This window comes from Pontibacter pamirensis (assembly GCF_010015475.1).
Classification (GTDB): domain Bacteria; phylum Bacteroidota; class Bacteroidia; order Cytophagales; family Hymenobacteraceae; genus Pontibacter; species Pontibacter pamirensis.
In genome coordinates, this window is the sequence record NZ_SSNI01000005.1 from 178557 (window position 1) to 202987 (window position 24431).

Sequence of the window (24431 nt, forward strand, 5' to 3'; positions counted from 1 at the left end):
GCTATGCGAACCAAACAAAAACCATATCAATTTGCTGGTAAGTTAGCATCCTCAACAGCCACAGATGGTAGATTTATCAAGGTGATTTGGTTGTTATGGGTTTTAATTTTGACTGTAGCTTTGGTAATCCAACTAATAACACTGGATGTATTACCTCACCTACAACAGGACGAAGCTCAAATTACAGATTATGGGAGGTTAGCTCTCAATCCTACCAGCGACTGGTCTGTAACATGGAGGCTAGGTGAAGGAAAACCTCTATTACTGTGGTCCTATTTGGGGCCATTGATTGCAGAAATAAGTTATCAAATAGGTGGTACAAATGGTTTGGGGCCAAGACTTGCATCACTAATAGGTGGTATGATCGCAGCAACTATAGCTTTCGGATGGTTACTAGCAAGGAGAGTACCTATATATGTTGCTTTCTGCTTAAGTTTAGCTTTTATGCTGGACCCTCTTTTTGTTCTTTCTCAGCGTATGGCAAGAGTAGATAGCTGGGTGGTAGCACTCTGCCTTGCTTCATGCTGGCTTTTGCGAGTGACACTGGCGAAGGATGGTGATTCTTTAAATAAATGGCGTTTCATTGCTGCTGGTGGACTCGCTGCTGCGGCAGCACTAGTCTGGCCTTCTGCCGTTTTCCTTTATCCACTCATAGTACTAGAGTTCTTTCAATCAGGTGAAGCAGAAAATGCAGAAGTAGGTAAAGTGAAGTTATTTGCTTCAAAAGCACTTTATTTTGGTTTTGGGGGAGTAGCGATGTTTATTCTGCTGCTATTACCAGTATGGCAAAACTTGGTGATAATTTTCAGTGACATGTCCACTATGGTCAGCCAAAATATAGATTCATCAAAAACACTTTCAGAGCGCCTTTTTTCGCTTTTCGATCCCCAAGTTTGGTTAAAATTAATAAAAGCCTTAGTAAAAACATTTACCCCGCTTTTCCCGCTGCTTGCAATTGCCGGTATTATTGTACACCGGGAGAAAGGGCTTATACTAGCCTCTTTCATAACCTTAACTATGATATTTGCTTCTCTTGTGTATGAGTTCAGAGTCCTGTACCTCATTCCATATTTTGTAGCACTAAGCAGTGGGATATTTGTTTATCTAAAAGAGAGTGTCAAGTCTAATAGATGGTTGAAAAAGGTGAGCATATTAGCATTAGGTGTTGTGACACTCTGGTCAGTAGGAACTTCACTATTAGTTAGAACAGTCCTAGGGCTAGAAGGGAAAACTGAACGTGATAGAAACAAAATTTATCATGTCGCAGCCTCATCCATCGGTCCGGGTAACTATAAGGTCTTTCTCGGCTTCACTTACGAATTTTACTTTGTAGGACGATCATTAGGTTGGCAATTATATACACCCTACATACAGTTTAGTTATGATAGCGAAGGGAACTGGATAAGGGAGAACGACTATCAACCAAAAGACAAATTTCATAAACTCCTCTCTCAGATGGACTTTGCTGTTTTTGCAGAAGGCTCAGTTGATGAAGAGCTTTCAAAGGATTTAGCAGTGTCAGGCCTGAAATATAGCGGTTCCCTGAGGGTGGGGGAAGAACAAGGAAGTACAGAAAGCCCTCAGCTTCGAGAAAGAAACAAGGAAGTTTTTCTGTGGTTTCTTCAAGGAAGAATGAGTTATGGCCCCTACGTACTATATGCTCGGGAAAAGAGCGATAAGATTTCTTTGAATTCAGAATAGTGAGTTACCCGACAAAATAAACATTAAAAAGTAAAATTATAAGATAAGATGAATCAACTATATCATTAACCTCCTAACAAAAACAGAGCTATGGTAAATGTAGGAATAATTGGCTATGGGTACTGGGGTCCCAATCTGGTAAGGAATTTTTACGCTGCAAATGATTGCTGCGTAAAAGCGGTGGCAGATGAACGACCTGAACGGTTGCAGCAACTGGAAAAAGAATTTCCTTCTGTAAAGGGGGTGAAAGATGCAAGGGAGATTGTTCACGACCCAGGCATTGACGCTGTAGTGATAGCCACTCCGGTTTCCACTCATTTCACTCTGGCCAGGAAGGCGCTTGCCGAGGGGAAGCATGTGTTAATTGAAAAACCTATGACCTCATCTGTGGAGGAAGCTGAGCTACTTATAAATCTGGCTGAGCAAAAGGGCGTGCTGCTTATGGTAGACCATACTTTCTTATACACCGGAGCTGTTCAGAAAATGAGACAGCTGGTGGATGGTCAGGAGTTGGGAAACATAAAATACCTGGATTCGACAAGAATTAACCTAGGCCTGTTTCAATCCGATATCAATGTGCTTTGGGATCTTGCACCTCATGACATATCTATTCTCAATTACATTGTGGATGAGCGCCCTTATAGTATAAACGCAACAGGCATTACCCACACCAATAACAACATTGAGAATATCGCTTACCTCACTGTAAACTATGCCTCTGGCTTTATTGCTCATTTTAACTGCTCCTGGACAAGCCCTGTAAAGGTCAGGATGATGCTCATAGGGGGGGACCAAAAAATGATTCTTTACAACGACCTGGAGCCGACAGAAAAAATCAAAGTGTATGACACTGGCTACAGTTATTCAAATGACGAGGAGAAAAAACGGGTGTTAGTTGATTATAGAACAGGAGATATACATGTTCCGAAACTTGCCACAACTGAGGCGCTTTTAGGTATGGCCAATGATTTTATTTCCTCTGTACAAGAAAAGAAGCAGCCTAAGTCCTCCTGCCACCTCGGTCTGGATGTAGTCCGGATTTTGGAGGCTTCTAACAAATCAATCAAGCATTGCGGTAGAGAAGTTGTGCTGCAGGATACTACAGTACCAGCTATACATAACGATCATGAGGTTTTAATTTAAAAAAATATGGATACAGTTACAAACGACAATAGCAAACAAAGTCTGCACAATGTAAAGCTTGGCAAGGATGTGAAGATTTACAACTTTGTGAATGCATATGGGTGCAGTATCGATGATGGATCCAAGGTAGGCACCTTTGTAGAAATTCAAAAAGGAGCCACAATTGGTAAAAACTGTAAGATCTCCAGCCATACCTTTATCTGTGAAGGGGTGCACATTTCAGATAATGTATTTGTAGGACACAACGTAACTTTTATAAATGACAAGTTTCCCCGGGCAACAAATGAGAACGGTTCTCTGCAGACCGAAAAAAACTGGAGTTGCGTTGAAACCTATGTGGAAGAAGGTGCCTCTATAGGATCAAGTGCCACTATTCTTTGTGGTGTGCGCATTGGGAAAAGAGCCATCATTGGGGCCGGGTCTGTGGTTACTAAAGATGTACCCGAAAACGCTGTAGTGGCTGGTAATCCAGCCAAAGTAATCAAATATGCTGAACAAATTGTTGTCTGATATGGAAGTGATAGCTTTACAGGAAAAAATCCCCTGTCTCGACCTGAAAGGTCAACATCAACAAATTAAAAAGGAAGTTTTCGAAGCTTTCGAGAGGGTATATGAAGAGACTGCTTTTTCTGGTGGTCCTTTCGTGGAGGAGTTTGAGAGAAACTTTTCGTCTTTCTGCGGCACAAGATATGCAGTTGGCGTAAACAACGGTACGTCTGCTCTACACCTGGCCTTGCTTGCTCTAGGTATAGGAGCAGGAGATGAAGTTATCGTTTCGGCCAATACATTTATAGCCACAGCTTGGGGAGTGACTTACACAGGTGCTACACCTGTTTTTGTAGACTGCACCTCCGACACGTGGCAAATAGATGCAGCTAAAATTGAGGAGAGGATTACTCCTCAGACAAAAGCAATCATAGGTGTGCACTTATATGGTCAGCCTTTTGATGTGGAGGCCCTGCAGGCAATGTGCAAGAAGCATGATCTGTACCTGCTGGAGGATGCCGCACAGGCGCAGGGTGCCAAATTCAAAGGAACACCAGTTGGAGGTTTTGGAGAAATGGCGTGCTTTAGTTTCTACCCAGGTAAAAACCTTGGAGCCTGTGGAGAGGCAGGAGGAATTACAACAAATAATGAAGCTTATTACAAGCATCTGCTTAGCCTGAGAAACCATGGCTCTATGGTGCGCTACTACCATGATGAGGTTGGTTATAACATGCGAATGGGTGGACTTGAAGCTGCCTCTTTGAACGTGAAGTTGAAGTACCTGCCAGGCTGGAACAGCCGCAGAAGAGACATAGCAATGCGCTATCAGCGTGAGGTTAAGAATGTGCACTTACAACTGCAGCATCAGCCGGAATGGGCAGAATCTATTTATCACCTTTTTGTGGTGACAACTGAGGACCGGGATGGACTGATAAAGTATTTGAACGGAAACAATATTTACCCAGGGCTGCATTACCCGGTTCCATGCCACCTGCAGAAAGCCTATGCGCACTTACAATATAGAGAAGGAGATTGCCCTAACGCAGAGTATCTGGCAAGCCACTGCCTCTCTTTACCCATGTATGCTGAGTTAACGGATGAGGAAGTAGATTATGTGGTTGGTGTGCTAAACTCATATAAAAATGCCTAAGAAGAAGCTTCTAGTTTTTCCTTTCAATGGCAACGGAATTGAGGCGCTGGACTGCATCAGCTTTGATGCATATGAACTTGTTGGTTTTGTAGATGATGATCCGCTGAAGAAGTCTGACCAGTACGACATCTACACCCGGGAGATCCTGCAGAAACATAAAGAAATTTACGTGCTGGCGGTTCCCGGAAGCCCTACTTCTTTTCGGAGAAGAGAGGAAATAATCAGCTCACTTGGCATTAATAGCAGCAGGTTTATTACAGCCATTCACCCCCATGCATGCATTGGCAGAAATGTGCAAATCGGAACTAATTGCCTGATTATGGCTGGTGCGGTACTCACCAGTAATGCCCGTATAGGAAATCATGTATGTGTCTTGCCAAATTCAGTCATTCATCACGATGCTGTGGTGGGCGACTACACCCTAATCGGGAGTAACGTGGCGGTGGCAGGCGGGACAATAATAGGAAGCAGCTGCTACATCGGAAGCGGCACAAATATCATTAACGGCATAAGTATAGGTGATGCATCACTGATAGGCTTAGGAAGTAACATTCTTAAGAATGTTACAGGAGATTCAAAAATGGTAGGTAATCCTGCCAGAAACTTGAACGCACATTTTAGTAAGGAAGTACTTTAATGTATTTTATATGGCTAAGGTATCTGTCATCATTCCAGTTTTCAACGAGTCTGAAAACATTGATCATTTGGTGCAAGAGTTAAATTCATACTTCCAATATGAGACGAGGTTTTCAACGGAAGTAATCTTTGTGAACGATGGATCCTCTGATGATACCATGGCCAAACTCAAAAACGCTCCTCACCATTCCTACTCGTACAAGTTAATTGGGTTTTCCATGAATTTTGGCTCACATGCTGCCTTGAGAGCAGGTATATTAAGGGCGAAAGGGGACTATATCACTTTTATGTATGCCGATCTTCAGGACCCACTTACACTGGTAAGCCAGTTGTATGATGAGATGGAGAGTAAAGGAGTTGATATCACCTGGGCTTTCAGAAACTCTACGGCGGTGTCAAAAACCGAAAAGCTGTTTTCATCTGCCTATGCTGCCTTGATGCGCAAATATGCTGTCCCTAATTTCCCTAAAAAGGGATTTGATGTTGTCATGTTCAGCAAGAAGGTAAAGGCATGCCTGGATAATAATGTCGAGAATAACTCTTCGATTTTCATCCAGATTCTGAGTTTGGGATTTAAACAGTGCGGTATCACCTAGGACAAACGTGTCAGGTTGTTGGGAAAATTGAAGTGGACTCTATCAAAAAAAATAAAGTTGCTCATTGATTCCTTTGTTGCATTTTCGTTTGCCCCTATTCGGCTTGTTTCTTTTATAGGTGTAGTGTTTTTTCTGCTTGGCATTCTCTGGACAGGATATATTGTTTTCAGAAAAGTCATGTTTGATGATTTGGCAAGTGGCTGGCCTGCGCTATTGTCTATCCTGATGGTTGGTTTCGGAATTACAAATATATCTCTTGGAATTATCGCTGAATACCTTAGGCGTACCCTTGATGCCAGTAGAAAAAGACCTGTGTTTGTAATAGATGAAATTGTAGAAGGAGTGCTGGACACAGTGCCTGATAGAAGAACACTTGTAGACATTAAATAGATGACAAAAACAATTTTTTTTATCCTGCTATATGCGGCGTTCAACGTTTCGGGTGCTGCACTTATCAAATGGCAGTTGAAGGGTAAGAGCTTAGAAACTCTAAATGAATGGTTAAAGCTAGTGCTTAATCTTCCCTTTATTATGGCGTTCCTGCTTATCGTATTATCAGCGCTTGCCTTTTTAAAGCGCTTTCGACGAACAGTTTTTCATTGATAATACCCATCGCTACAGACATAAATTTTATTCTGACGATTGGTGTCGGTTATTATCTTTTTCATGATAGGTTATCCATGCTTTCCTTTATCGGTTTCATACTCATTATTAGTGGCATCATTGTCCTTAGTCTAAACATTCAAGCTCATGCATAACAAGATTCAGAACAGTAGTATTTTAATAACCGGAGGTGCCGGTTTTATTGGCTCTTATGTAGTGGAGGAACTTCTCAAAAGCCAACCTGCAAGAATTATGATATTAGACAATCTCATACGTGGCAGTTATGACAACATGCAGTCCTTTATTGATAATCCTGTCGTAGAGTTTGTACAGGGAGATATAAGAGATACAGCCCTACTGGAGAAATGTGTAGCAGGTGCAGACTATGTGTTTCATATGGCTGCTTTACGCATTAATGCCTGTGCCGCAAACCCAAGAGGGGGCTTTGACGTGATGCTGAAATCAACTTTTGATCTGGCTGAACTGTGCGTAAAGCATAAGGTAAAGAAGGTTATCTATAGTTCCAGCGCCTCAGTCTATGGCTTGGCGCAACATTTCCCGACACCTGAAACAGATAACCCTTACGACAACCAAACCTTCTACGGGGGAGCTAAAATCTGGGGGGAGCAATTGTTCCGGAGCTTCAAGTTTATGTATGGCCTCGACTACGTGGCTCTCCGCTACTTCAACGTCTACGGCGCTCGCATGGATACTGATGGCAAGTACACAGAAGTGATGATACGATGGCTCGATTGCATCCGCGATGGAAAAGCCCCTCTGATATATGGAGACGGTAGCACTACAATGGATTTTGTCTACGTGAGGGATGTAGCAAAGGCTAATGTCGCTGCCCTACTTTCTGAGGTAACAGACCAGTCCTTCAACGTAGGTAACTGTGAAGAAACAAGCCTGAAGCAACTCCTGGAGGCCATACTTAAAGTAAACGACTCTGCACTTGAACCAGAATACAGAGAAGAAAACACTGTAAATCCGGTAAGCAGAAGGTTGGCAGATAACAGCAAAGCGAAGAACCTGCTTGGTTTTGAGCCAACAGTGAGCCTGGAAGAGGGCTTGCAAGAGCTAAGCCAATGGTATTTCGAAAAGAAAAAAGCAACAGAACTAAGCATATGATACCTATCGCAAAACCTTATTTAACAGAAGAAGAAGCACAGGCTGCTTACGACACGATCCTGACTGGTTGGATTACACAAGGACCGAAAGTGCAGGAGTTTGAGGAAAAGTTTGCCGCCTACACAATGGCAAAATATGCTGTGGCGGTTTCTAACTGTACTACTGCGCTGCACCTTTCCATGATAGTTGCCGGTGTCGGAGTAGGGGATGAGGTCATTTGTCCCTCTATGAGCTACATTGCTACGGCAAATGCCATCAAATACGTTGGTGCAACGCCTGTATTTGCCGAGGTGCAGCCAGAAACCTATAATTTGGATCCTGTTGACGCAGAAAGGAAGATAACGGACAAAACCAAAGCTATTCTGGTTGTGCATCAGATAGGATTGCCTGCTGATATCGATGCTTTTAAAGGGTTGTGCGAGAGGTACAATTTAAAAATAATAGAAGATGCAGCATGTGCCGCCGGTTCTGCATATAAGGAAAATAAGATTGGTTTTCATTCGGAACTCGTGTGTTTTTCCTTCCATCCTAGGAAAGTAATATCCACCGGAGATGGTGGTATGATTACCACGAACAGAGAGGATTACTACACCAGATTAAAGCTTTTACGGCAGCACGGCATGTCGGTGAATGACAGGGTGCGCCACGAATCAAACAAAGTTATTTTCGAAGACCATGTAGAGGTAGGCTATAACTACCGTATGACAGACATACAGGCGGCTGTAGGTATAAAGCAACTGGAGAAACTGGATTGGATAGTATCGGAGCGTAGGAAAATTGCTGCAGCCTACAACGAAGCTTTTAAAGATATCGACTTTATTCTTTTACCAATAGAGAAAGAGGGGTATTTCAGCAACTATCAGTCCTATAGCATATATCTCAAAAAAGAATGCCCTCTGGACAGAAACTCCCTTATGCAGGAATTACTTGATAAAGGAATTGCGAGCAGGAGAGGGATAATGACTTCTCATAGGGAAACAGCTTACAGAAATATTCAAAAAGATATAAATTTGCCGATCTCAGAAGATTTGCAGGATAACTCTATTATACTGCCACTGTACGTGCCAATGAAGGAAGAAGAAATTGCTTATGTAGTTGATACTTTTTTAAATATACTTGTACCTAAGGCTATCATACTTTAGGAATTCAATACCTCTTGAATCTGACATTTAAACACATTGTGTATGATTTAGCAAACGATGTAAATACTTTTGATAACGTGAATTCGGGAATTAACCTTTGAAATTTTCGTTTCTGAGATCTTCAGCACTAACTTATAGCAGTTTATTTTGTCTATTTCAGGGGATAGAGCCACAAAACATTGATAGACAACCATTTGCTATGTTGGATTACCAATCAAGGCTTGTGATAATCAGCTGTAAACCAATAGTTTAACTACTTTTAATTCCCGAGTTCACGTATGATATTATTTATCGGGTTGAAGTATTTATGTCATGCTGTGATATTTAGAAGCGAAGAGGCTGTCTTATAATAGTTACCTCTTCGCTTTCATTTTTATATATTTCTCTCAAATTCCACCAATATATTTGCTTTTGTTCAAGCTTTTGATTTTATTTATTAAGTTATATTTAATATTTTTATCTTTAAATTTATATAGAAAGTTCAAGCCACTTTCGGTAATTAAGGCATTTAATATTTACAGTTTAACCGCATAATTTTTAAGGTTTTGAATGGCAAAGAATTTTATACAATGATTACTAGAGCCCTTTATTTTATATGTTTTCTATGTTTATTTTCATGTTCCCAAAGAAACTTAATTTATTTAAGCGATTTAGAAGAGCACGCCACGAATACAGAGGACATTACAAATAACATAGAGCCCAGAATACAGGCAAATGATCTATTAGATATCGCTATCAATAGTTTGAGTGCAGAGTCTAATATGCTTTTTAACAGAGGAGTAATTCAAATGAGTAATACTAACAGTACCGTAGCATCTACGAAGAGTGAACCTTATCTAGTCGATACGAAGGGGTATGTTACGTTTCCGGTTTTGGGTAAAGTATACTTAGCCGGTTTGACGAAAGAAGAGGCAGTTGAAACACTCACTACTGTTCTAAGCAAGTATGCCCGTGATCCGATTGTAACAATGAAGTTTGTGAATTTTAAAGTAACCGTAATCGGTGAGGTTAACAGACCCTCTACTTTCAATGTGCCGAACGAAAAAATTAACGTTTTAGAAGCGCTTGGGCTTGCTGGTGATATGACTCCTTATGGGAGAAGGGAAAATGTATTAATAATCAGGGAACAGGAAGGCAAACGTATCACGACAAGGGTAAACTTAAATAGTAAACAGGTGCTAAGTTCACCTTATTTCTACTTGCAGCAGAATGATATTGTTTATGTGGAACCCGATAAGGTGAAGGCAGTGCAGGTCAGTGAAGGAAGAAGCAATGTCCAGTATGGCTTGTCTATTGGATTAGCTCTGGTGTCAGTGGTAGCTATTTTAGTGTCACAGGTTTTTTAACTGTAGCGAGTGTATGAGTGACAGAGAACTATTTCCGCTTAAAAAGGAGCAGTCTGATGCAAAAGATATAAATGAAATACTAAGTAAGTATCTAAGGTACTGGTATTTGTTTTTGGTTGGGGGCATACTTGGCTTGGGGGTTGCCTATTTGTATTGCCTCTACTACACTATTCCTCACTATAGTATCAGTAGCACTATCTTATTGAAAAGCGACAAGAATGAAAACAATGCAGGTGGCCTGGATGATTTGGGATTAATGAAGTCTGCAAAAAACATTAACAATGAGATTGAGGTGTTGTACTCTAGTAGTCTAATGCAGCGGGTGGTAAGGGAATTGGGGTTGTCTACAAGCTACCTGGTGGAAGGACGTGTGAATGATGTGGAAGTGTACGGAAAAGATGTACCAATTAAAGTCATTGTCAGCAATTTCGATTCTACGGCATTCGGAAAATCAGTCGCTATATTTTTAAAGCCTGGAAATAGTTTTGAGCTTGAGGAGGAGAATGGGAAGTTGATTGCCTGTAAATTTGGTCAGCAAATCAACAGGCCCTATGGGGCTTTCACTGTTGTTGCAGCAACAGGTGTCTCCTCTTCAGAACTTCCAGTCGGGCAAAAATTAACAGTTGTTTTTCAGGATATAAAAAAAGTAGCGCAGTATTATAATCAGAAATTGATGATCACACCTAAGCGGGATGATGCCAGTGTTCTCCAGATAAGTTTGATAGACCCCATACCAGAGAAAGGAAAACACATCATCAATAAGCTGGTAGAGGCATATAATAAGGAAGCGATTGAGGATAAAAACCTTCAGGCGGCCAGCACGATTGATTTCTTGGATGAGCGCTTAAAGTATATAACAACAGAACTGACAGAAGTAGAGAAAGATGTAGAACGGTACAAGCGTGAAAATGAGTTAACAGATGTAAGTACTCAAGCTTCCCAATATCTGGAGCAAGCAAGTGGTTACAACAGTAAATTAGCAGACTGGGCTATCCAGATTGATATACTTGAGTCCATAGAGAAATACATAAGTGATAATAAAAACCAGTACAAGATGGTGCCTAGTACACTTGCTATCCAAGACCCTACTTTATCAGGGCTTATAGCAAAGTTTAATGAACTGCAATTGGAGCGTGAACGAATTCTTAAGAATGCTTTTCCAAACAACCCCTTGGTGCAAAATATTAATGATCAACTGGAGGATCTTCGTATAAACATTAAAGAAAACCTAAAAAATATTAAAAGCAGCTTAATTATAACGAGTAATAATTTAAAGGCAAGTTCAGGGCAATATCAATCTAAGATAAGTAAAGTGCCATCCATGGAGAGGGAGCTTCTGGAAATTAACCGACAACAGTCTATAAAGCAAAACCTTTATCTTTACCTACTTCAAAAGCGAGAAGAATCAGCTCTTTCGTTGGCAGCTAATATATCTAACTCAAGGATCATTGACCCGGCTGTTGCAACTGACTACCCAGTTAGCCCTAACAAGAACACAATTTATTTTATGTCATTCTTACTTGGCCTAGTAATCCCCTTTACTGGTATATTCTTAAAGGATTTGCTTAACACCAAAGTTCAAGAACAGCGTGACGTTGAGCAACTAACCGCTACGCCTATATTAGGAGAGTTGACACATAATGATACCACTGAAACTCTTGTGGTAACAAAAGGTAGTCATTCCCCACTGGTAGAAATGTTCAGGCTGATTCGGGCAAAGCTTCGCTTTGCGGCTGTTGACAAGGAAAATAAGGTCATTTTGGTCACCTCCAGCATGAGTGGGGAGGGGAAAACATTTTTCAGTATCAATTTAGGAGCTACTCTGGCTCTAACAGGTAAAAAGGTTGTGTTGATGGAATTGGATTTGCGTAACCCACAATTATCTAGAAGGTTAGATGTAGTGCAAGGACCAGGGATAGCAGACTTCCTGGTTTCTGGAAACAATATATCTATCAGCGACATCCTGAAGCCTTCAAAAGAGAGCCTGGATCTTTTTGTAATTAGTTCAGGCCCTATTCCGCCTGACCCTGCCGAATTAATGATGTCCCCCAAATTAGCATACCTAATCAACGAGTTAAAGGAAAGTTTCGACCATATCATCATTGATACAGCACCTGTCGGGCTGGTAGCGGATGCTTTTTGCTTAAGCTCTATAATAGATTCTACAATTTATCTGATCCGTTGCAATCATACGTTCAAAAAGCAGCTCACAATCATTGAGAATATTTATAGGAACAGAGAGTTAAGCCATCCAATGATTGTGCTGAACGATACAAAAATGATGAATAGTAGCTATCATAAATATGGATACAGTTACAAAAGTAGCAATACAAAGAAACATATGTTCTGGAAGGCAAAAAGTATATAATATCATTTTTTTAAAAATACTTATAGATAGTTCTTAAGCAATAAAAAAATGACAGTTAAACAAACTTCCTATAGACATATAATGAAAGCAACTTCTATATTTGGAGGGGTTCAAGTTTTCAATATTATAATTGCTATCATACGCACTAAATTTATTGCAGTTTTACTAGGTCCAGCCGGTATGGGAATTGCCGGCTTATTAACATCAACGATCGGGTTAATAGGAAGCTTGACTAATTTTGGTTTGGGAACTAGTGCTGTTAGAAACATCTCAGTTGCTGTTGCGACTGAAGACAATGATGGATTAAGAATAACTGTCTCAACAGTCCGTCGTTTAGTTTGGTACACAGGTCTGTTAGGAACATTAGTTACTTTTTTTCTCTCCCCATTTCTAAGTGAAATGACATTTGGGAACAAAGACTACTCTTTTGCATTTATGTGTCTCTCTATTATATTGCTCTTATCACAATTAAGCACTGGGCAAGTTATAATTTTGCAGGGAATGCGGAAGCTAAAGTATCTTGCCAAAGCTGAATTAGCAGGAACAATAGTAGGATTGTTGATTTCTGTTCCAATATATTATGTACTTGGTATCAGAGGAATTGTTCCTGCAATCATAGTAAGTTCTATGCTGGCACTTTTCTTTTCATGGTTTTTTGCTTCTAAGCTTAATATACCTGCAATCAGTGTTGATAAAGTTACATTTAAGACTGAGAGCACAACAATGTTAAGAATGGGTTTTATGTTAAGTTTAAGCGGAATAATAACCGTAGGTGCTTCATATCTTCTAAGAATATTTATTGGGCGAACTGGAGGGATAGAACAAGTAGGATTATATAACGCAGGTTTTGCAATCATTAATACCTATGTTGGAATGATCTTTACTGCTATGACAACAGATTATTATCCTCGGCTCGCTGAAGCTTCCTCTGACCATAATGAAATTAGAAAAGTTATCAATGAACAAGCTGAAATAGCCATACTTCTGATCGCTCCTATATTAGTTGGGTTTATTACATTTATTAAATGGGGACTTGTTCTTTTATATTCCTATGAATTTATTGCAGTTAAAGGCATGCTACATTGGGCGGCTTTAGGAATGTTTTTCAAAACGATAAGCTGGGCTATTGGATTTGTATTTTTAGCTAAGGGCTCTCCACGCATGTTTTTTTGGAATGAACTTATAGCTAACATCTATCTATTATTATTAAATGTATTAGGGTATCATTTTTTAGGATTAAATGGATTAGGAGTATCATTTCTCGTTGGGTATATTTTGTTTTTTGCGCAAGTCTTTATAGTGGCTAGGATTTATTATACGTTTAATATAGAAAAATCATTTTTAATAATTTTTACTAATCAATTATTGATAGGATTAGCTTGCTTCATAGTGATGATTAAAGTGCCCTCTGCCTATTCATATATGTTAAACATATTATTATTAGCTATATCACTTGGATACTCTTATAATGAATTAGATAAGCGGATTGGTATAAAGCAAATATTGCAAAACTTTACAAAGAGACAGAAGGATAAGTCATAAAAGCGAGATTATAAATACAATTTTTTAATAGTTTTTTATAAAGCAGAGAATTAGCCTCAACTTAAGCATCATTGCTTTTAATGCCTACTATATTTAATATTATATACATGCATTTATATTACAAGTATGGAATTTTATGTTTTTTTCTTTTGAATAATATATAAACGTAGGGCTAGAGCAAGTTAGATTTCGTAGCATATACCATCTTATAAACACTATTCGTCTTCTCAGAGTATTATGGAAAAAGTAGTAAACAAGCCAAAACTGTTATTCTTTCAATGGCAACATGACAGTTCACCTAAGTTTCTACAGTTGCATATGCAACTACATGTAAAGTGTTTAGCTGAATTTTTTGAAGTAATTTTGATAAATAAAGATTGCGACTATCAGCAGGTTTGTGACTTTTATCACCCTGAAGTTGCTCTATTCGAGGGTGGTTATAAAACAAGTTACTCTAAGAAACTGACTATTAAAAACACTAATTCTTTTCCTGAAATACCTAAGATAGGATTACATAATGGCGATCCATGGTGTGATTGTCGCCCGGGGTTTCTTTCTGAGATGGAGCAATGGAGTATCGAAACTTTTTTTTCTATAAGTACTACAGTGGCTGAACACACGCCAGAAATCGCAGATAATTTATTTGTATGGCCAAATTTCATTGATAGTGAGATTTATCGTGATTATGGTGAGCCTAAAGCAGTACCTGTTATGTTTAGTGGAAGTATGATATCGTTATACCCTTGGCGTCAAAAAGTGTTTAAGCAGATATCCAATCATTATCCCACACTTACCTTTCCTCATTTAGGATACGAAAGTCATTCACCTCTAATGAAATATGGTGAAGAGTATGCTCGAAGCATAAATGCTTCTTGGTTTGCGCCAGCATGTGGCACTGTAGCTAAAGAAATAGTGCGAAAACATTTTGAAGTTCCAGGTTGTAATTCCTGTTTGATAACAGAGAAATCACCCTCTCTTGAAGCTGCTGGTTTTGTTGATATGCAAAATTGTGTGTTCGCAGATGAAAATGATGTTTTAGATAAGCTAAATTATCTGTTCAAAAATAGGCATAAGCTTGAAGAAATTACTACTGCCGGATACAACCTAGTTCACTCCCGTCATACTTATAAACAAAGAAACCAAATATCACAGTGGTACAATCTGTACAAAGATCTCAAATCAAATGAGAGGATTGTACAGTCAAGTCCATTCGAAGCGCTTAGTATTGTAAAAAAAACATCAGGAATCAGAAATAATCCCATTGTTTGTAAGGGATTACATCTAGAGTTTCTACATAAGGGAGATCAAATGCTTTTAGCTGGCAATTACGATGAAGCCGAAGCAATTTATTTTAAATCATTAGATTATATATCCTCTATGTGTGAACCAAAGCTGAAAATAGCAATTTGTGAACTACACAAGGGAAATGTAGAAAAAGCCCTTCATTGGATTATCCAACCTTTACGTTATAATTTAGGAATTTATGGAGCCATAGATTCTGATCCAGTAGAGTGGGCTTACTATATTATTACCCTCCTCTGTCAAGGAAAATTAAATGAAGCAACAATTCGTGCCAGGCAGTTTCCTTCGCTTAATCATCCTGAATTGGATCGAATTCGTTGGGTTATTGATTATCTAAGAGGTAGAGAAGTTGAACCTTTCAATCAATGTGCACCGACTAAGTTCCGTCATACTATTCATCAACTTCCTCAGTTGTGCTTTGTTGATTGGCTTATTAACTTATGTAATATGCTAAAAGCCTGCAAACAGTTTAGGTATGTCGAAATATTAAGTATATGCAGTATAACAAATGAAACGTCCATAGTAAAATCAAAAATCAAAAATAAAAGATTTGTAAAACAGCTTAAAAATAGAATGCTGTTAATTCGTATTAATGGCATTGAAAAATTGAATTCAATCCTCAGGTTGCTAAAAGTGCCGGCTGGAAGAAATGGTTTACCGTCAATCACTATATGGGACTATATGTTCCGAATTATGAAGTGGTTAAAACTTAAAATTTATAAACATTATCATTTAAATTGATAGTTAATATGAAATTATTATCAACAGAGAGCTAGAGGCTAAAATCAATTACATATTAATAGTATCAAGTTTAAATATATAATTTATTAAAAGATCTGTTTTCATAGCTCTTTAGATCACGAACATTTTACCTTTTCAACTTTTACTACCTTTTTTACAAGATAGACAGTTTAGGTTAGTATCTTTAGTTATAGCAATAGAAATAAGCTTATAATATTTGTACTGTAAATTCATTGCTGTTGTATTCATTTGATAATGGTTTAACCATCCAGGTGATACCTCAGTTATAAGAACTCATTTATTTAAAGTACAGTAATGACAGATCAAATGCATACTAATATCAGACTATCTGTTGCTTTGGTTACTCGTAATAGAGCAGATAGTTTGGCAAGAACTTTAGATAGTTTAAGGAAGCAAAATCTGCATCCTTATGAAGTGATTATATCAGACGATTCTGACATACATGCTATAGTATCCTTAAATAAGAAATTAGCTAATAAATATGGGTGCAAATATATAAAAGGTCCTGCAAGGGGGTTATATGCCAACAGAAACTTTGCGGCAAAACAATGTAATGGTACTCACATAAGAACGATGGATGACGACCATGAATTTCCAGAGAATCATCTAAACGAATGTTACAATTCCATTGAGAAAGAGCCAAATACTATTTGGACCATTGGAGAATACTATCCTACTGATAGGTTAAGGCCCTTACCTGCTCCCATTGCTGGTCAACTTCATCCGAGAGGATATTCTTACGCACCAAAAAATACTAAGAACTACTACGGGATTTCCTGTGGCGCTTCAATATATCCAAGATCTGTTGTTGACAGGAATATCTTAAATTTAGAGTGTTTTAAATTTGGTATCCTGTATCTCGAATATGGTGCTCGTTTGTATAAAAGAGGGTATACGATAAAGCCTCTTAGAACCACCTATATCATTCACTACTATGATCAAAATAACCGCTCAATAAGTTCAAAAGAAGTTATCCAAAGTGCAGAAGTGTTTACAATGTTGATGGTTTCTTTAAAACATATGAAGACTATTAAGAATTATGTTCTAACTACCGCTGAAATATTAAAAAGGATTGTATCACAGGAGTATTCACTAAGGTTAGTGAAAAATGCCTATTTGATATTTAGAGAAGAATCAAGAAAGCTCAACTAAGCTTATAGATTTATAGGCACAAGTTAAAATCCGCATTTTATTTTAAGTAAATAATTATAAATTATTGAAGTCGTTCAAACCTTCCTGGATTTAAACGAAATATAATTTTGATGACTTGGTATGTTCCTATACCGTTAGGTTAGGATATAGTGTAAAAATTTCTCTCTTGGATTGTATATGATACTACAAAAGCAAACACTATTAAATTGATATAGTTATTCTCTTGTTCAGTATTTTAAAAAATTCTAAAGCAAATAAACTATTATATTATTATAATACAATATTGGTTAATATCAATATTGTATTATGTTTAGTATATGGTATGCTAGTTACTAGTTGACTCTAAACTGCCATAGTTCAACCAGTTAAGCTAAGACAAAAATAGATCATATAGCCTTAATTTAATTTACTTAGCTTGTCCTAACTTTTATACTAAGATTAAACATCTATAATTTAAGCATCTATGTTTCTAAGATAGCTTGTAAAGTGCATAGGTATATATTATCTGTTTTTAGTTTTATTTAAATAAATCTTCTTGCCATTGTGGTAGGGCAAATTATATAACCTAGTTTGAATTTGTTCCAGCTATATTGAATTTTAAAGTTTAATGAAAATAGTTTTCCTATGTGGCTCACTTGAACCTGGCCGTGATGGTGTAGGTGACTATACGCGACGGCTGGCTGTAGAACTTCTTCGACAAGACCAGAAGGTTGCGTTAGTGGCGCTCAATGACAGGCATATTCATTATAAAATTGCCGGACAACAGGATGCTGAAGGATTAAGCTTACCAATATTGCGACTACCTGCTGCCTTGCCTAATAAAACCCGATTCAGCCAGGCAAAAAAATGGATAGATGATTTCGATCCAGAGTGGCTTAGCCTTCAATTTGTTCCCTTTTCTTTTCAATTAAAGGGAATACCGTTTGGGTTGGGTAGTGAACTAAAGAAAATGGGAAATGGCAGACAATGGCATATTATGTTTCATGAACTTTGGGTTGGTATGAATGAGAGGGCAACTGTAAAGGAAGTCATTTGGGGGAGTGTCCAGCGCCTTCTCATAAAGGGCTTAGTATCTAAGCTACAACCTGAATTTATGCAGACACAATGCCAACTATATTTGCAACAGTTAGCAACAATAGGAGTTAAAGCCAGTTATTTACCTCTGTTTACAAACATTCCGGCAAGTGATAAGAGTACTGAGCCTGGTCAGGTCTGTGCAGCCCAGAAACTACCTGTCACTCTACTACTGTTTGGGAATATCAATCCAGGTGCGCCAATAGAGCAACTCGCGACCGAGGCTGCTATGTTTGCGTCGGATAATAAGGATCAGGTTGATCTAGTCTTTATAGGGCGTTGTGGTCCTGAGCAGGAGCGTTGGGCAAATGTATGGAAAGCAGTAGGTTTACCTGTGCGCTTGCTAGGGGAACAAACCCCTGATTTTATCTCTGCAGAAATGAGTAAGGCTACAATAGGGATAGTAACGACTCCCCTTGTGTTAGTAGAGAAAAGCGGGGCAGTTGCAGCAATGTTAAGCCACAAATTACCTGTTTTATGTGTTTCTAAGCCATGGCAACCCCGTTTGAAAGCCCACTTCAGTTTACCTCATGGCATAATGGAGTATACTGCAGGAAATTTTGAGGAATGTCTCACACAGACACCTAAAATAGATTCTTACGCTACTGTTGCAGATGTATCACGTCAGTTTATGAAAATGATTTTAGCAAGAGCATGATATTATGGCAAGTCTAAGTTACTTATGGCGTAAACGAGCAAGTTTCTCTGTCAATTCGGTTGATTTTTACCGTGCATGGGGGAAACGTTTCTTTTCAATGCCTGAACTTTTTGGACGTAATTCCCGCCGTAGAAAGCTAGCCAGAGAAGGAGCTGTTATTCATGAAAGTGCTGAAATAGGAGAGGTAACTGTAGCGGGAAAGAAGAATTTACTCCTTGTCGGTCCTTTGTCTTTTCTCGGTCAGGTTTACATTGCGCTACACGATGAGGTTAGAATTGGGGAGCGCGTTTGTATTAACGATGGGGTAAGTATTTTGACAGCATCCCATAATATTTCTGACCCAGGTTGGTCCTTGATAAAGTCACCCATCTTGATTGAAGATTATGTTTGGATTGGTATCGGTGCTATCATTCTTCCGGGTGTTCATCTCGGTCGTGGAGCCGTAGTAGGTGCGGGAGCTGTGGTAAGCAAGTCTGTCGCTCCAGGTACTGTTGTTGTTGGAAATCCAGCCCGACCTGTTTCAAAAAAACGCTGCAGTAACTTAAACTATAATCCATGTGAGTTTTTGGCTGCTAATAGGGCTTGGCTACGAGGATAATTTTAAACTTTTTTACTGTGCACCTCAATGAAATTGATATTTTCTCATCCTACAGGCAATGCTAATGTCCGGTCCGCAGCATCAGGGTTTATGGAAGCAAATTTGTTAGATGCATTTCATACTGCAGTAGCATCTTTCCCCGGCAGCTTTCTGGATCGTCTGGGTGGGTTTGGGCCTCTTTCTGAAATTCGTAGACGCCGCTTTGATCCGGCTCTAAGAACAGTTACTAAAATGTGGCCTTGGCATGAGGTAGGCAGAATTGCTGCATCAAGGGTAGGCTTAACGAAGTTAATAGAGCATGAGAGAGGGGTATTCTGTATTGATGCAGTTTATCAAGATTTGGACCGGCGTGTGGCAAATTCTCTGCAAAACACATCTAGTCGTGGAGCGAGTATGATCTATGCCTATGAAGATGGCGCTGTCGCTTCATTTCGTGTAGCTAAGAGATTAGGAATGCGGTGCTTGTATGACTTGCCTACTGGCCATTGGAGGGCGGCAAGGCGTCTTTTGGAAAAAGAGTCTGAGCGCTGGCCGGAATGGTTGTCAACAATGACAGGGTTCAAAGACTCTGAGGCAAAGCTTGCACGTAAAGATGAGGAATTACATTTAGCCGATCGCATCTTTGTTGCCAGTCAATTTACGGCCAAGACGCTTGTAGAATATCCAGGTATAATTGCACCGGTGGAGGTGATTCCATATGGTTTTCCTCCAACAGCAGCCCCAAAAGAATATGAAGCGTTATCTGGTTCCCGCCCTTTGCGACTCTTATTCGTAGGAAAACTAACACAGCAAAAGGGAGTTGCCGATCTTTTCGCTGTGGTAAAAGCTTTAGGACGTCATGTTGAACTTACAGTAGTTGGGCATAAGCCCAACAATGATTGCCTCGCGTTAAATAAAGCATTAACTACGTGCATGTGGATTCCTTCCCTACATCATGAAGGGATACTGAAAATCATGAGAGAGCACGACATTTTAGTATTCCCATCACTATTCGATGGATTTGGACTTGTGATTGCTGAGGCCATGTCTCAAGGCACTCCGGTCATTGCTTCAGACAGATCTGCAGGTCCTGAGCTTATCAGTCATGGACATGATGGGTGGATAGTAGAGGCCGGCTCAACTGCTTCCCTTCAGGAAGTAGTTGAAGAGGTACTCAAACACCCCGAGTTGATCGCTGAAATCGGACAAGAGGCAATGAGAACTGCGAATAACAGATCATGGGAAGTATATAAGAGGGAATTAACAGCGGCAGTACTAAAACATTTTGTATCATTGGATCATAAAGATATGGTCTAAAAGAAGCAGAAACTTACTCTCAATCCAAGCACTATTATGACACCTATTTCTAAGAGAAGAGAGGCTTTGGGGGCTGTATATGCTACAGGTAAGCAAAGGCATGTTATTAAATCTGGAGAGACTTCTTCTAAAAGTGACTTACTTTTACTTAGAAGAGGAGTTTGGTTATACTTTTTTTTGCTACTGTTTGAGGGGGCATTACGAAAATGGTTTCTACCAGGTTTGGCAACACCGTTACTGATAGTACGGGATCCTCTAGCCTTGTGGTTGGTGTTGTCTGTTTGGCAAAAGGGTTTGCTTCCTAGTAATATATTTATGGCAGGCATGATAACAGTTGGTGTCCTCGGAATGTTTACCGCTGTTTTTGTTGGACATGGTAACATTTTTGTTGCCTTATATGGAGCTCGCATTTTTTTCATACACTTTCCCTTCATTTTCGTGATAGGACGTGTTTTCAATCGCGCAGATGTACTGAAGCTAGGAAAGTACACACTTTGGATAGCTATACCCATGACGGTACTAATTGCGCTGCAATTCTACAGTCCACAGTCAGCATGGGTGAACAGAGGAGTTGGTGGTGATTTGTCCGGAGCTGGTTTTGGGGGTGCCATGGGATACTTCCGCCCTCCTGCTACTTTCTCTTTTACCAATGGAACCACACTTTTTTATGGGCTAGTTGCCTGCTTCGTATTTTATTTTTGGTTTCAATTGAAAGGCATTAATCGGTTAGTACTAATAGTTGCTACAGTGGCACTCTTAGCCGCCATTCCTCTATCTATCAGTCGTACTCTTTTCTTTCAAGTTATTATTTCATTGATATTTTCAATTGTCGCTGCTTCAAGAGATTCTCGTTATTTCGGACGAATGGTTCTTTCTTGTTTGGCTGGCTTCATTACATTAGCTATTTTAAGTCAGACAATTTTTTTTCAAACCGCAACAGAGGCCTTTTTTGCGCGTTTTGATTCTGCGAATAAACAGGAGGGAGGATTAGATGGTGTATTGTTTGATCGCTATTTAGGAGGGTTGATTGGAGCCTTAACTAATTCCTCCGAGATACCTTTCTTTGGTTACGGTTTAGGAATGGGAACCAATGTAGGAAGTATGTTATTGGCCGGAAAACAAGTATTTCTCATTGCTGAAGAAGAATGGGCAAGAACGGTTGGAGAATTAGGCCCTCTGCTAGGACTTTCTGTAATAGCTCTGCGCTTAGGCTTGAGTATCAAACTTACACAAGCATGTTATTATAAATTAAACCAAAATAACATTTTGCCTTGGATGTTGCTAAGCTTAGGGCTTTTAACCATACCCCAGGCACAATGGGCACAGCCAACATCTTTAGGCTTTTCTGTACTTATCGCTGGGCTCATTATTGCTTCCTTACGAGTGCCTGAACAAGATGCACCTTAGCTACCATATTCATGATCGCAATTGAAAATTTCATATGAACATAGCATTCTGTATTAATCATTTTGGTATGATAGGATTGGGAACTACGGTTCTTTCTCTTCTCCGCAATTGTTCGCATCCGGAAAAACTAGTGCTCTGTTTTTTATGTGCCGAATTATCAGACGATGATAAAATGCAGATAAATAAACTTCTACTAAGGAAGAGTTTTGAAGGCACCTTCAAACTTATAGAGTTTGACCCAGTCTCACATTTTGGTTCTTTGAACTCGCTACATGGAGACTGGACAACATATGGCCGCTTATTGTTGCCGGACTTTATTGAAGCTGAACAGGTGCTTTACCTAGATTCAGATCTAGTGCTTGAGTTAGATGTATTAGAATTAAGTAATTTTGATTTCAAAGGTAATGCGATTGCGGCAGTTGGAGGAGGAAAATTCAAGTATGCATTAGGAAGTGATTTTTATATAGGAAAAGCTAAAATAATGCCAGACGTTGAATATTTCAACGCAAGAGTTTTGTTGATGGACTTAACAATGTGGCGTTACTCTAAAATAAAGGAAAGGTGCCTTGAAATAGCTAACTTGTATCCTCTAGAACTTCCATCACATGATCAATCAATTTTAAATATATTCTGTTTAGGCAAATTTGCGAAGCTTCCAATGTCATTCAATTGCGCATGGCTTTCTTATGAGTCAAAACCAAATAATTCTGACAACATGATTTTACATTTTGTTGGTTCTCCAAAATCATGGGACACTTTGGGGCAACTCATTCACAATGGGTATCAAACATGGATGAAGTATACTGATCAAGAGTGGCTAGATTATTTCAATCCAATAATAATTAACAGTTTACATAGAATGTGGAAACTGCGACGTTCGTACACCCGATGCATCATCAATAAGCTTCTAAATTAAATATAAAAAGTTTACCGGAACATGAAATTTAATTAAAAAATCCTCTGGTGCACAGAGAACGCTTATTTCACTGTATCTACCATGAATATTGTTTTCTTCAGTCATCCTTCTTTTCTTCATCACCAAAGTATGCCCCGCTTTTCGTTTATGCTGTCTAACGGGATGATTGCTCGCGGGCATAGTGTAAAAATACTCTCTCCAAAGGCTCTGGTATATACTCCGAATGCACCTGTAGTTTTTAGAAAGTGGTTGAGTTATATTGACCAATACTTACTATTCCCCTTACAGGTGCGAAAGAGTATAAAAAGCTTTCCCGCTGATACATTATTTGTATTTACAGATCATGCATTAGGTCCTTGGGTGCCATTGGTAGCTGAGAGACCACACGTCATTCATTGCCATGATTTTTTAGCCCAGCGTTCTGCGCTTCAGGAGGTATCGGAAAACTCAGTAGGATGGACTGGCCGACAGTATCAGCAATTAATCAGGTGGGGATATACGCATGGTAAAAATTTTATATCTGTTTCACAGAAGACCAAAGAGGACCTGCATCGGTTTCTCACATACCAGCCATATTCCTCAGAAGTAGTTTATAATGGGTTAAATCAGTTGTTTGTGCCCAGTAGCATAGCAAAGGCAAGGGTGATTATGGTAAAAAAATTCAAGATCCAAGTTTCGAATGGATACTTTCTTCATGTTGGTGGTAACCAGTGGTATAAGAATCGACGTGGTGTAATAGAAATATACAATGCCTGGCGTGCAACAGCTAAATTAAGCATTCCCCTTATATTGATAGGTGAACCTCCATCAAATAACTTAGCAGACATTATCAGGAATTCACCTTTCTTTGCTGACATCTATGTATTATCTGGTGTTGGCGATAAATACATTCCCCTGGCGTACACAGGAGCTTCTGCTTTTGTCTTTCCTTCGCTTGCAGAAGGTTTCGGTTGGCCTATCGCTGAAGCTATGGCTTCAGCATGCCCTGTTATCACCACAAATGAAGCTCCTATGACAGAAGTTGCTGGAGATGCTGGTTTTTTTATTCCACGTCGCCCTGATAATAATGACGCTGCAAAGGTATGGGCTGCAGAGGCCGCAAAGGTATTGGACACCGTTCTTAGACTCTCTCCTACAGAACGACAAATCGTAATAGAAGCAGGCTTAACAAACGCAAAACGATTTAACACTGAATCTGTTTTAAACCAAATCGAAAAGATTTATGAGAATGTTTTAAAAGCTTCTTCTATTTCTACTTAACAAGCTTTAAGATGCACAAATATATCTATCTTATTATTAGAAAATTATTATTATTTTAACGTGAACTCGGGAAATAAATAGGTTTAATCAGCTATCTGCGCAACAAAAAAGGCCAAGGATTAGGTAGAACTATTGCCTCATATTTCACCTAAATCCTTAGCC

Annotated in this window: 20 protein-coding genes; all 20 read left to right on the forward strand. The window is 39.2% G+C overall.

Annotation, left to right across the window (positions count from 1 at the left end; genetic code table 11):
* The first annotated feature begins 3 nt into the window (after positions 1-3).
* The 20 genes from E1919_RS06965 to E1919_RS07055 all read left to right on the forward strand — a co-directional run bounded on the left by E1919_RS06965 (position 4) and on the right by E1919_RS07055 (position 24269).
* Positions 4-1701: a hypothetical protein gene (locus E1919_RS06965; protein WP_162052630.1), complete on the forward strand. Its 1698-nt coding sequence runs from the start codon at positions 4-6 to the stop codon at positions 1699-1701.
* Positions 1702-1791: 90 nt separating this feature from the next.
* On the forward strand, positions 1792-2844 hold the full coding sequence (locus tag E1919_RS06970) for a Gfo/Idh/MocA family protein (RefSeq protein ID WP_162052631.1): 1053 nt from the start codon (positions 1792-1794) through the stop codon (positions 2842-2844).
* A 6-nt stretch (positions 2845-2850) separates the two neighbouring features.
* Positions 2851-3354, forward strand: coding sequence for an acyltransferase (locus E1919_RS27905; RefSeq protein ID WP_162052632.1), 504 nt, complete (start codon positions 2851-2853; stop codon positions 3352-3354).
* Positions 3332-4480 carry a DegT/DnrJ/EryC1/StrS family aminotransferase gene (locus E1919_RS06980; RefSeq protein WP_237144072.1) on the forward strand — a complete coding sequence of 383 codons (1149 nt, stop codon included), beginning with the start codon at positions 3332-3334 and terminating at the stop codon, positions 4478-4480. Before E1919_RS27905 ends, E1919_RS06980 begins: the two co-directional genes overlap by 23 nt.
* Positions 4473-5117: an acetyltransferase gene (locus E1919_RS06985; protein ID WP_162052633.1), complete on the forward strand. Its 645-nt coding sequence runs from the start codon at positions 4473-4475 to the stop codon at positions 5115-5117. Before E1919_RS06980 ends, E1919_RS06985 begins: the two co-directional genes overlap by 8 nt.
* A gap of 10 nt (positions 5118-5127) precedes the next feature.
* The gene (locus E1919_RS27315) at positions 5128-5712 is read left to right on the forward strand and encodes a glycosyltransferase (RefSeq protein WP_202915867.1); all 585 of its coding nucleotides are present in this window, start codon (positions 5128-5130) and stop codon (positions 5710-5712) included.
* An 18-nt stretch (positions 5713-5730) separates the two neighbouring features.
* Entirely contained in the window at positions 5731-6102 is a 372-nt protein-coding gene (locus E1919_RS27320) for a hypothetical protein (RefSeq protein ID WP_202915868.1), read from the forward strand.
* Positions 6103-6462: 360 nt separating this feature from the next.
* Entirely contained in the window at positions 6463-7446 is a 984-nt protein-coding gene (locus E1919_RS06995; protein WP_202915869.1) for an NAD-dependent epimerase/dehydratase family protein, read from the forward strand.
* A complete protein-coding gene (locus E1919_RS07000) occupies positions 7443-8588 on the forward strand; it encodes a DegT/DnrJ/EryC1/StrS family aminotransferase (RefSeq protein WP_162052634.1) in 1146 nt (381 codons plus the stop codon). Before E1919_RS06995 ends, E1919_RS07000 begins: the two co-directional genes overlap by 4 nt.
* Before the next feature lie 545 nt (positions 8589-9133).
* Complete coding sequence (locus tag E1919_RS07005) at positions 9134-9934, forward strand: polysaccharide biosynthesis/export family protein (RefSeq protein ID WP_237144074.1); 801 nt, start codon at positions 9134-9136, stop codon at positions 9932-9934.
* Between the two features lie 13 nt (positions 9935-9947).
* On the forward strand, positions 9948-12302 hold the full coding sequence (locus tag E1919_RS07010) for a GumC family protein (RefSeq protein ID WP_162052635.1): 2355 nt from the start codon (positions 9948-9950) through the stop codon (positions 12300-12302).
* A 48-nt stretch (positions 12303-12350) separates the two neighbouring features.
* Positions 12351-13844, forward strand: a complete 1494-nt coding sequence (locus E1919_RS07015; protein ID WP_162052636.1) for an O-antigen translocase — start codon at positions 12351-12353, stop codon at positions 13842-13844.
* Positions 13845-14081: 237 nt separating this feature from the next.
* Positions 14082-15887, forward strand: a complete 1806-nt coding sequence (locus E1919_RS07020; RefSeq protein ID WP_162052637.1) for a glycosyltransferase family protein — start codon at positions 14082-14084, stop codon at positions 15885-15887.
* Between the two features lie 315 nt (positions 15888-16202).
* Positions 16203-17060 (forward strand): glycosyltransferase family 2 protein, encoded by an 858-nt coding sequence (locus E1919_RS07025; RefSeq protein WP_162052638.1) that lies wholly within the window; start codon positions 16203-16205, stop codon positions 17058-17060.
* A gap of 607 nt (positions 17061-17667) precedes the next feature.
* On the forward strand, positions 17668-18792 hold the full coding sequence (locus E1919_RS07030; protein WP_162052639.1) for a glycosyltransferase: 1125 nt from the start codon (positions 17668-17670) through the stop codon (positions 18790-18792).
* 4 nt (positions 18793-18796) lie between these two features.
* Positions 18797-19390: an acyltransferase gene (locus E1919_RS28020; RefSeq protein WP_162052640.1), complete on the forward strand. Its 594-nt coding sequence runs from the start codon at positions 18797-18799 to the stop codon at positions 19388-19390.
* A 27-nt stretch (positions 19391-19417) separates the two neighbouring features.
* Complete coding sequence (locus E1919_RS07040; RefSeq protein ID WP_162052641.1) at positions 19418-20686, forward strand: glycosyltransferase family 4 protein; 1269 nt, start codon at positions 19418-19420, stop codon at positions 20684-20686.
* 36 nt (positions 20687-20722) lie between these two features.
* Complete coding sequence (locus tag E1919_RS07045; protein ID WP_237144076.1) at positions 20723-22093, forward strand: hypothetical protein; 1371 nt, start codon at positions 20723-20725, stop codon at positions 22091-22093.
* 34 nt (positions 22094-22127) lie between these two features.
* A complete protein-coding gene (locus tag E1919_RS07050) occupies positions 22128-23009 on the forward strand; it encodes a glycosyltransferase family 8 protein (RefSeq protein ID WP_162052642.1) in 882 nt (293 codons plus the stop codon).
* Between the two features lie 81 nt (positions 23010-23090).
* On the forward strand, positions 23091-24269 hold the full coding sequence (locus tag E1919_RS07055; protein WP_162052643.1) for a glycosyltransferase: 1179 nt from the start codon (positions 23091-23093) through the stop codon (positions 24267-24269).
* Positions 24270-24431: the final 162 nt, after the last annotated feature.

What these genes read in the sequence shown, in the direction of transcription:
- E1919_RS06965 (WP_162052630.1), top strand. Translation starts at nt 4, where the DNA reads ATGCGAACCAAACAAAAACCATATCAATTTGCTGGTAAGTTAGCATCC.
- E1919_RS06970 (WP_162052631.1), top strand. Translation starts at nt 1,792, where the DNA reads ATGGTAAATGTAGGAATAATTGGCTATGGGTACTGGGGTCCCAATCTG.
- E1919_RS27905 (WP_162052632.1), top strand. Translation starts at nt 2,851, where the DNA reads ATGGATACAGTTACAAACGACAATAGCAAACAAAGTCTGCACAATGTA.
- E1919_RS06980 (WP_237144072.1), top strand. Translation starts at nt 3,332, where the DNA reads ATGCTGAACAAATTGTTGTCTGATATGGAAGTGATAGCTTTACAGGAA.
- E1919_RS06985 (WP_162052633.1), top strand. Translation starts at nt 4,473, where the DNA reads ATGCCTAAGAAGAAGCTTCTAGTTTTTCCTTTCAATGGCAACGGAATT.
- E1919_RS27315 (WP_202915867.1), top strand. Translation starts at nt 5,128, where the DNA reads ATGGCTAAGGTATCTGTCATCATTCCAGTTTTCAACGAGTCTGAAAAC.
- E1919_RS06995 (WP_202915869.1), top strand. Translation starts at nt 6,463, where the DNA reads ATGCATAACAAGATTCAGAACAGTAGTATTTTAATAACCGGAGGTGCC.
- E1919_RS07000 (WP_162052634.1), top strand. Translation starts at nt 7,443, where the DNA reads ATGATACCTATCGCAAAACCTTATTTAACAGAAGAAGAAGCACAGGCT.
- E1919_RS07010 (WP_162052635.1), top strand. Translation starts at nt 9,948, where the DNA reads ATGAGTGACAGAGAACTATTTCCGCTTAAAAAGGAGCAGTCTGATGCA.
- E1919_RS07015 (WP_162052636.1), top strand. Translation starts at nt 12,351, where the DNA reads ATGACAGTTAAACAAACTTCCTATAGACATATAATGAAAGCAACTTCT.
- E1919_RS07020 (WP_162052637.1), top strand. Translation starts at nt 14,082, where the DNA reads ATGGAAAAAGTAGTAAACAAGCCAAAACTGTTATTCTTTCAATGGCAA.
- E1919_RS07025 (WP_162052638.1), top strand. Translation starts at nt 16,203, where the DNA reads ATGACAGATCAAATGCATACTAATATCAGACTATCTGTTGCTTTGGTT.
- E1919_RS07030 (WP_162052639.1), top strand. Translation starts at nt 17,668, where the DNA reads ATGAAAATAGTTTTCCTATGTGGCTCACTTGAACCTGGCCGTGATGGT.
- E1919_RS28020 (WP_162052640.1), top strand. Translation starts at nt 18,797, where the DNA reads ATGGCAAGTCTAAGTTACTTATGGCGTAAACGAGCAAGTTTCTCTGTC.
- E1919_RS07040 (WP_162052641.1), top strand. Translation starts at nt 19,418, where the DNA reads ATGAAATTGATATTTTCTCATCCTACAGGCAATGCTAATGTCCGGTCC.
- E1919_RS07045 (WP_237144076.1), top strand. Translation starts at nt 20,723, where the DNA reads ATGACACCTATTTCTAAGAGAAGAGAGGCTTTGGGGGCTGTATATGCT.
- E1919_RS07050 (WP_162052642.1), top strand. Translation starts at nt 22,128, where the DNA reads ATGAACATAGCATTCTGTATTAATCATTTTGGTATGATAGGATTGGGA.
- E1919_RS07055 (WP_162052643.1), top strand. Translation starts at nt 23,091, where the DNA reads ATGAATATTGTTTTCTTCAGTCATCCTTCTTTTCTTCATCACCAAAGT.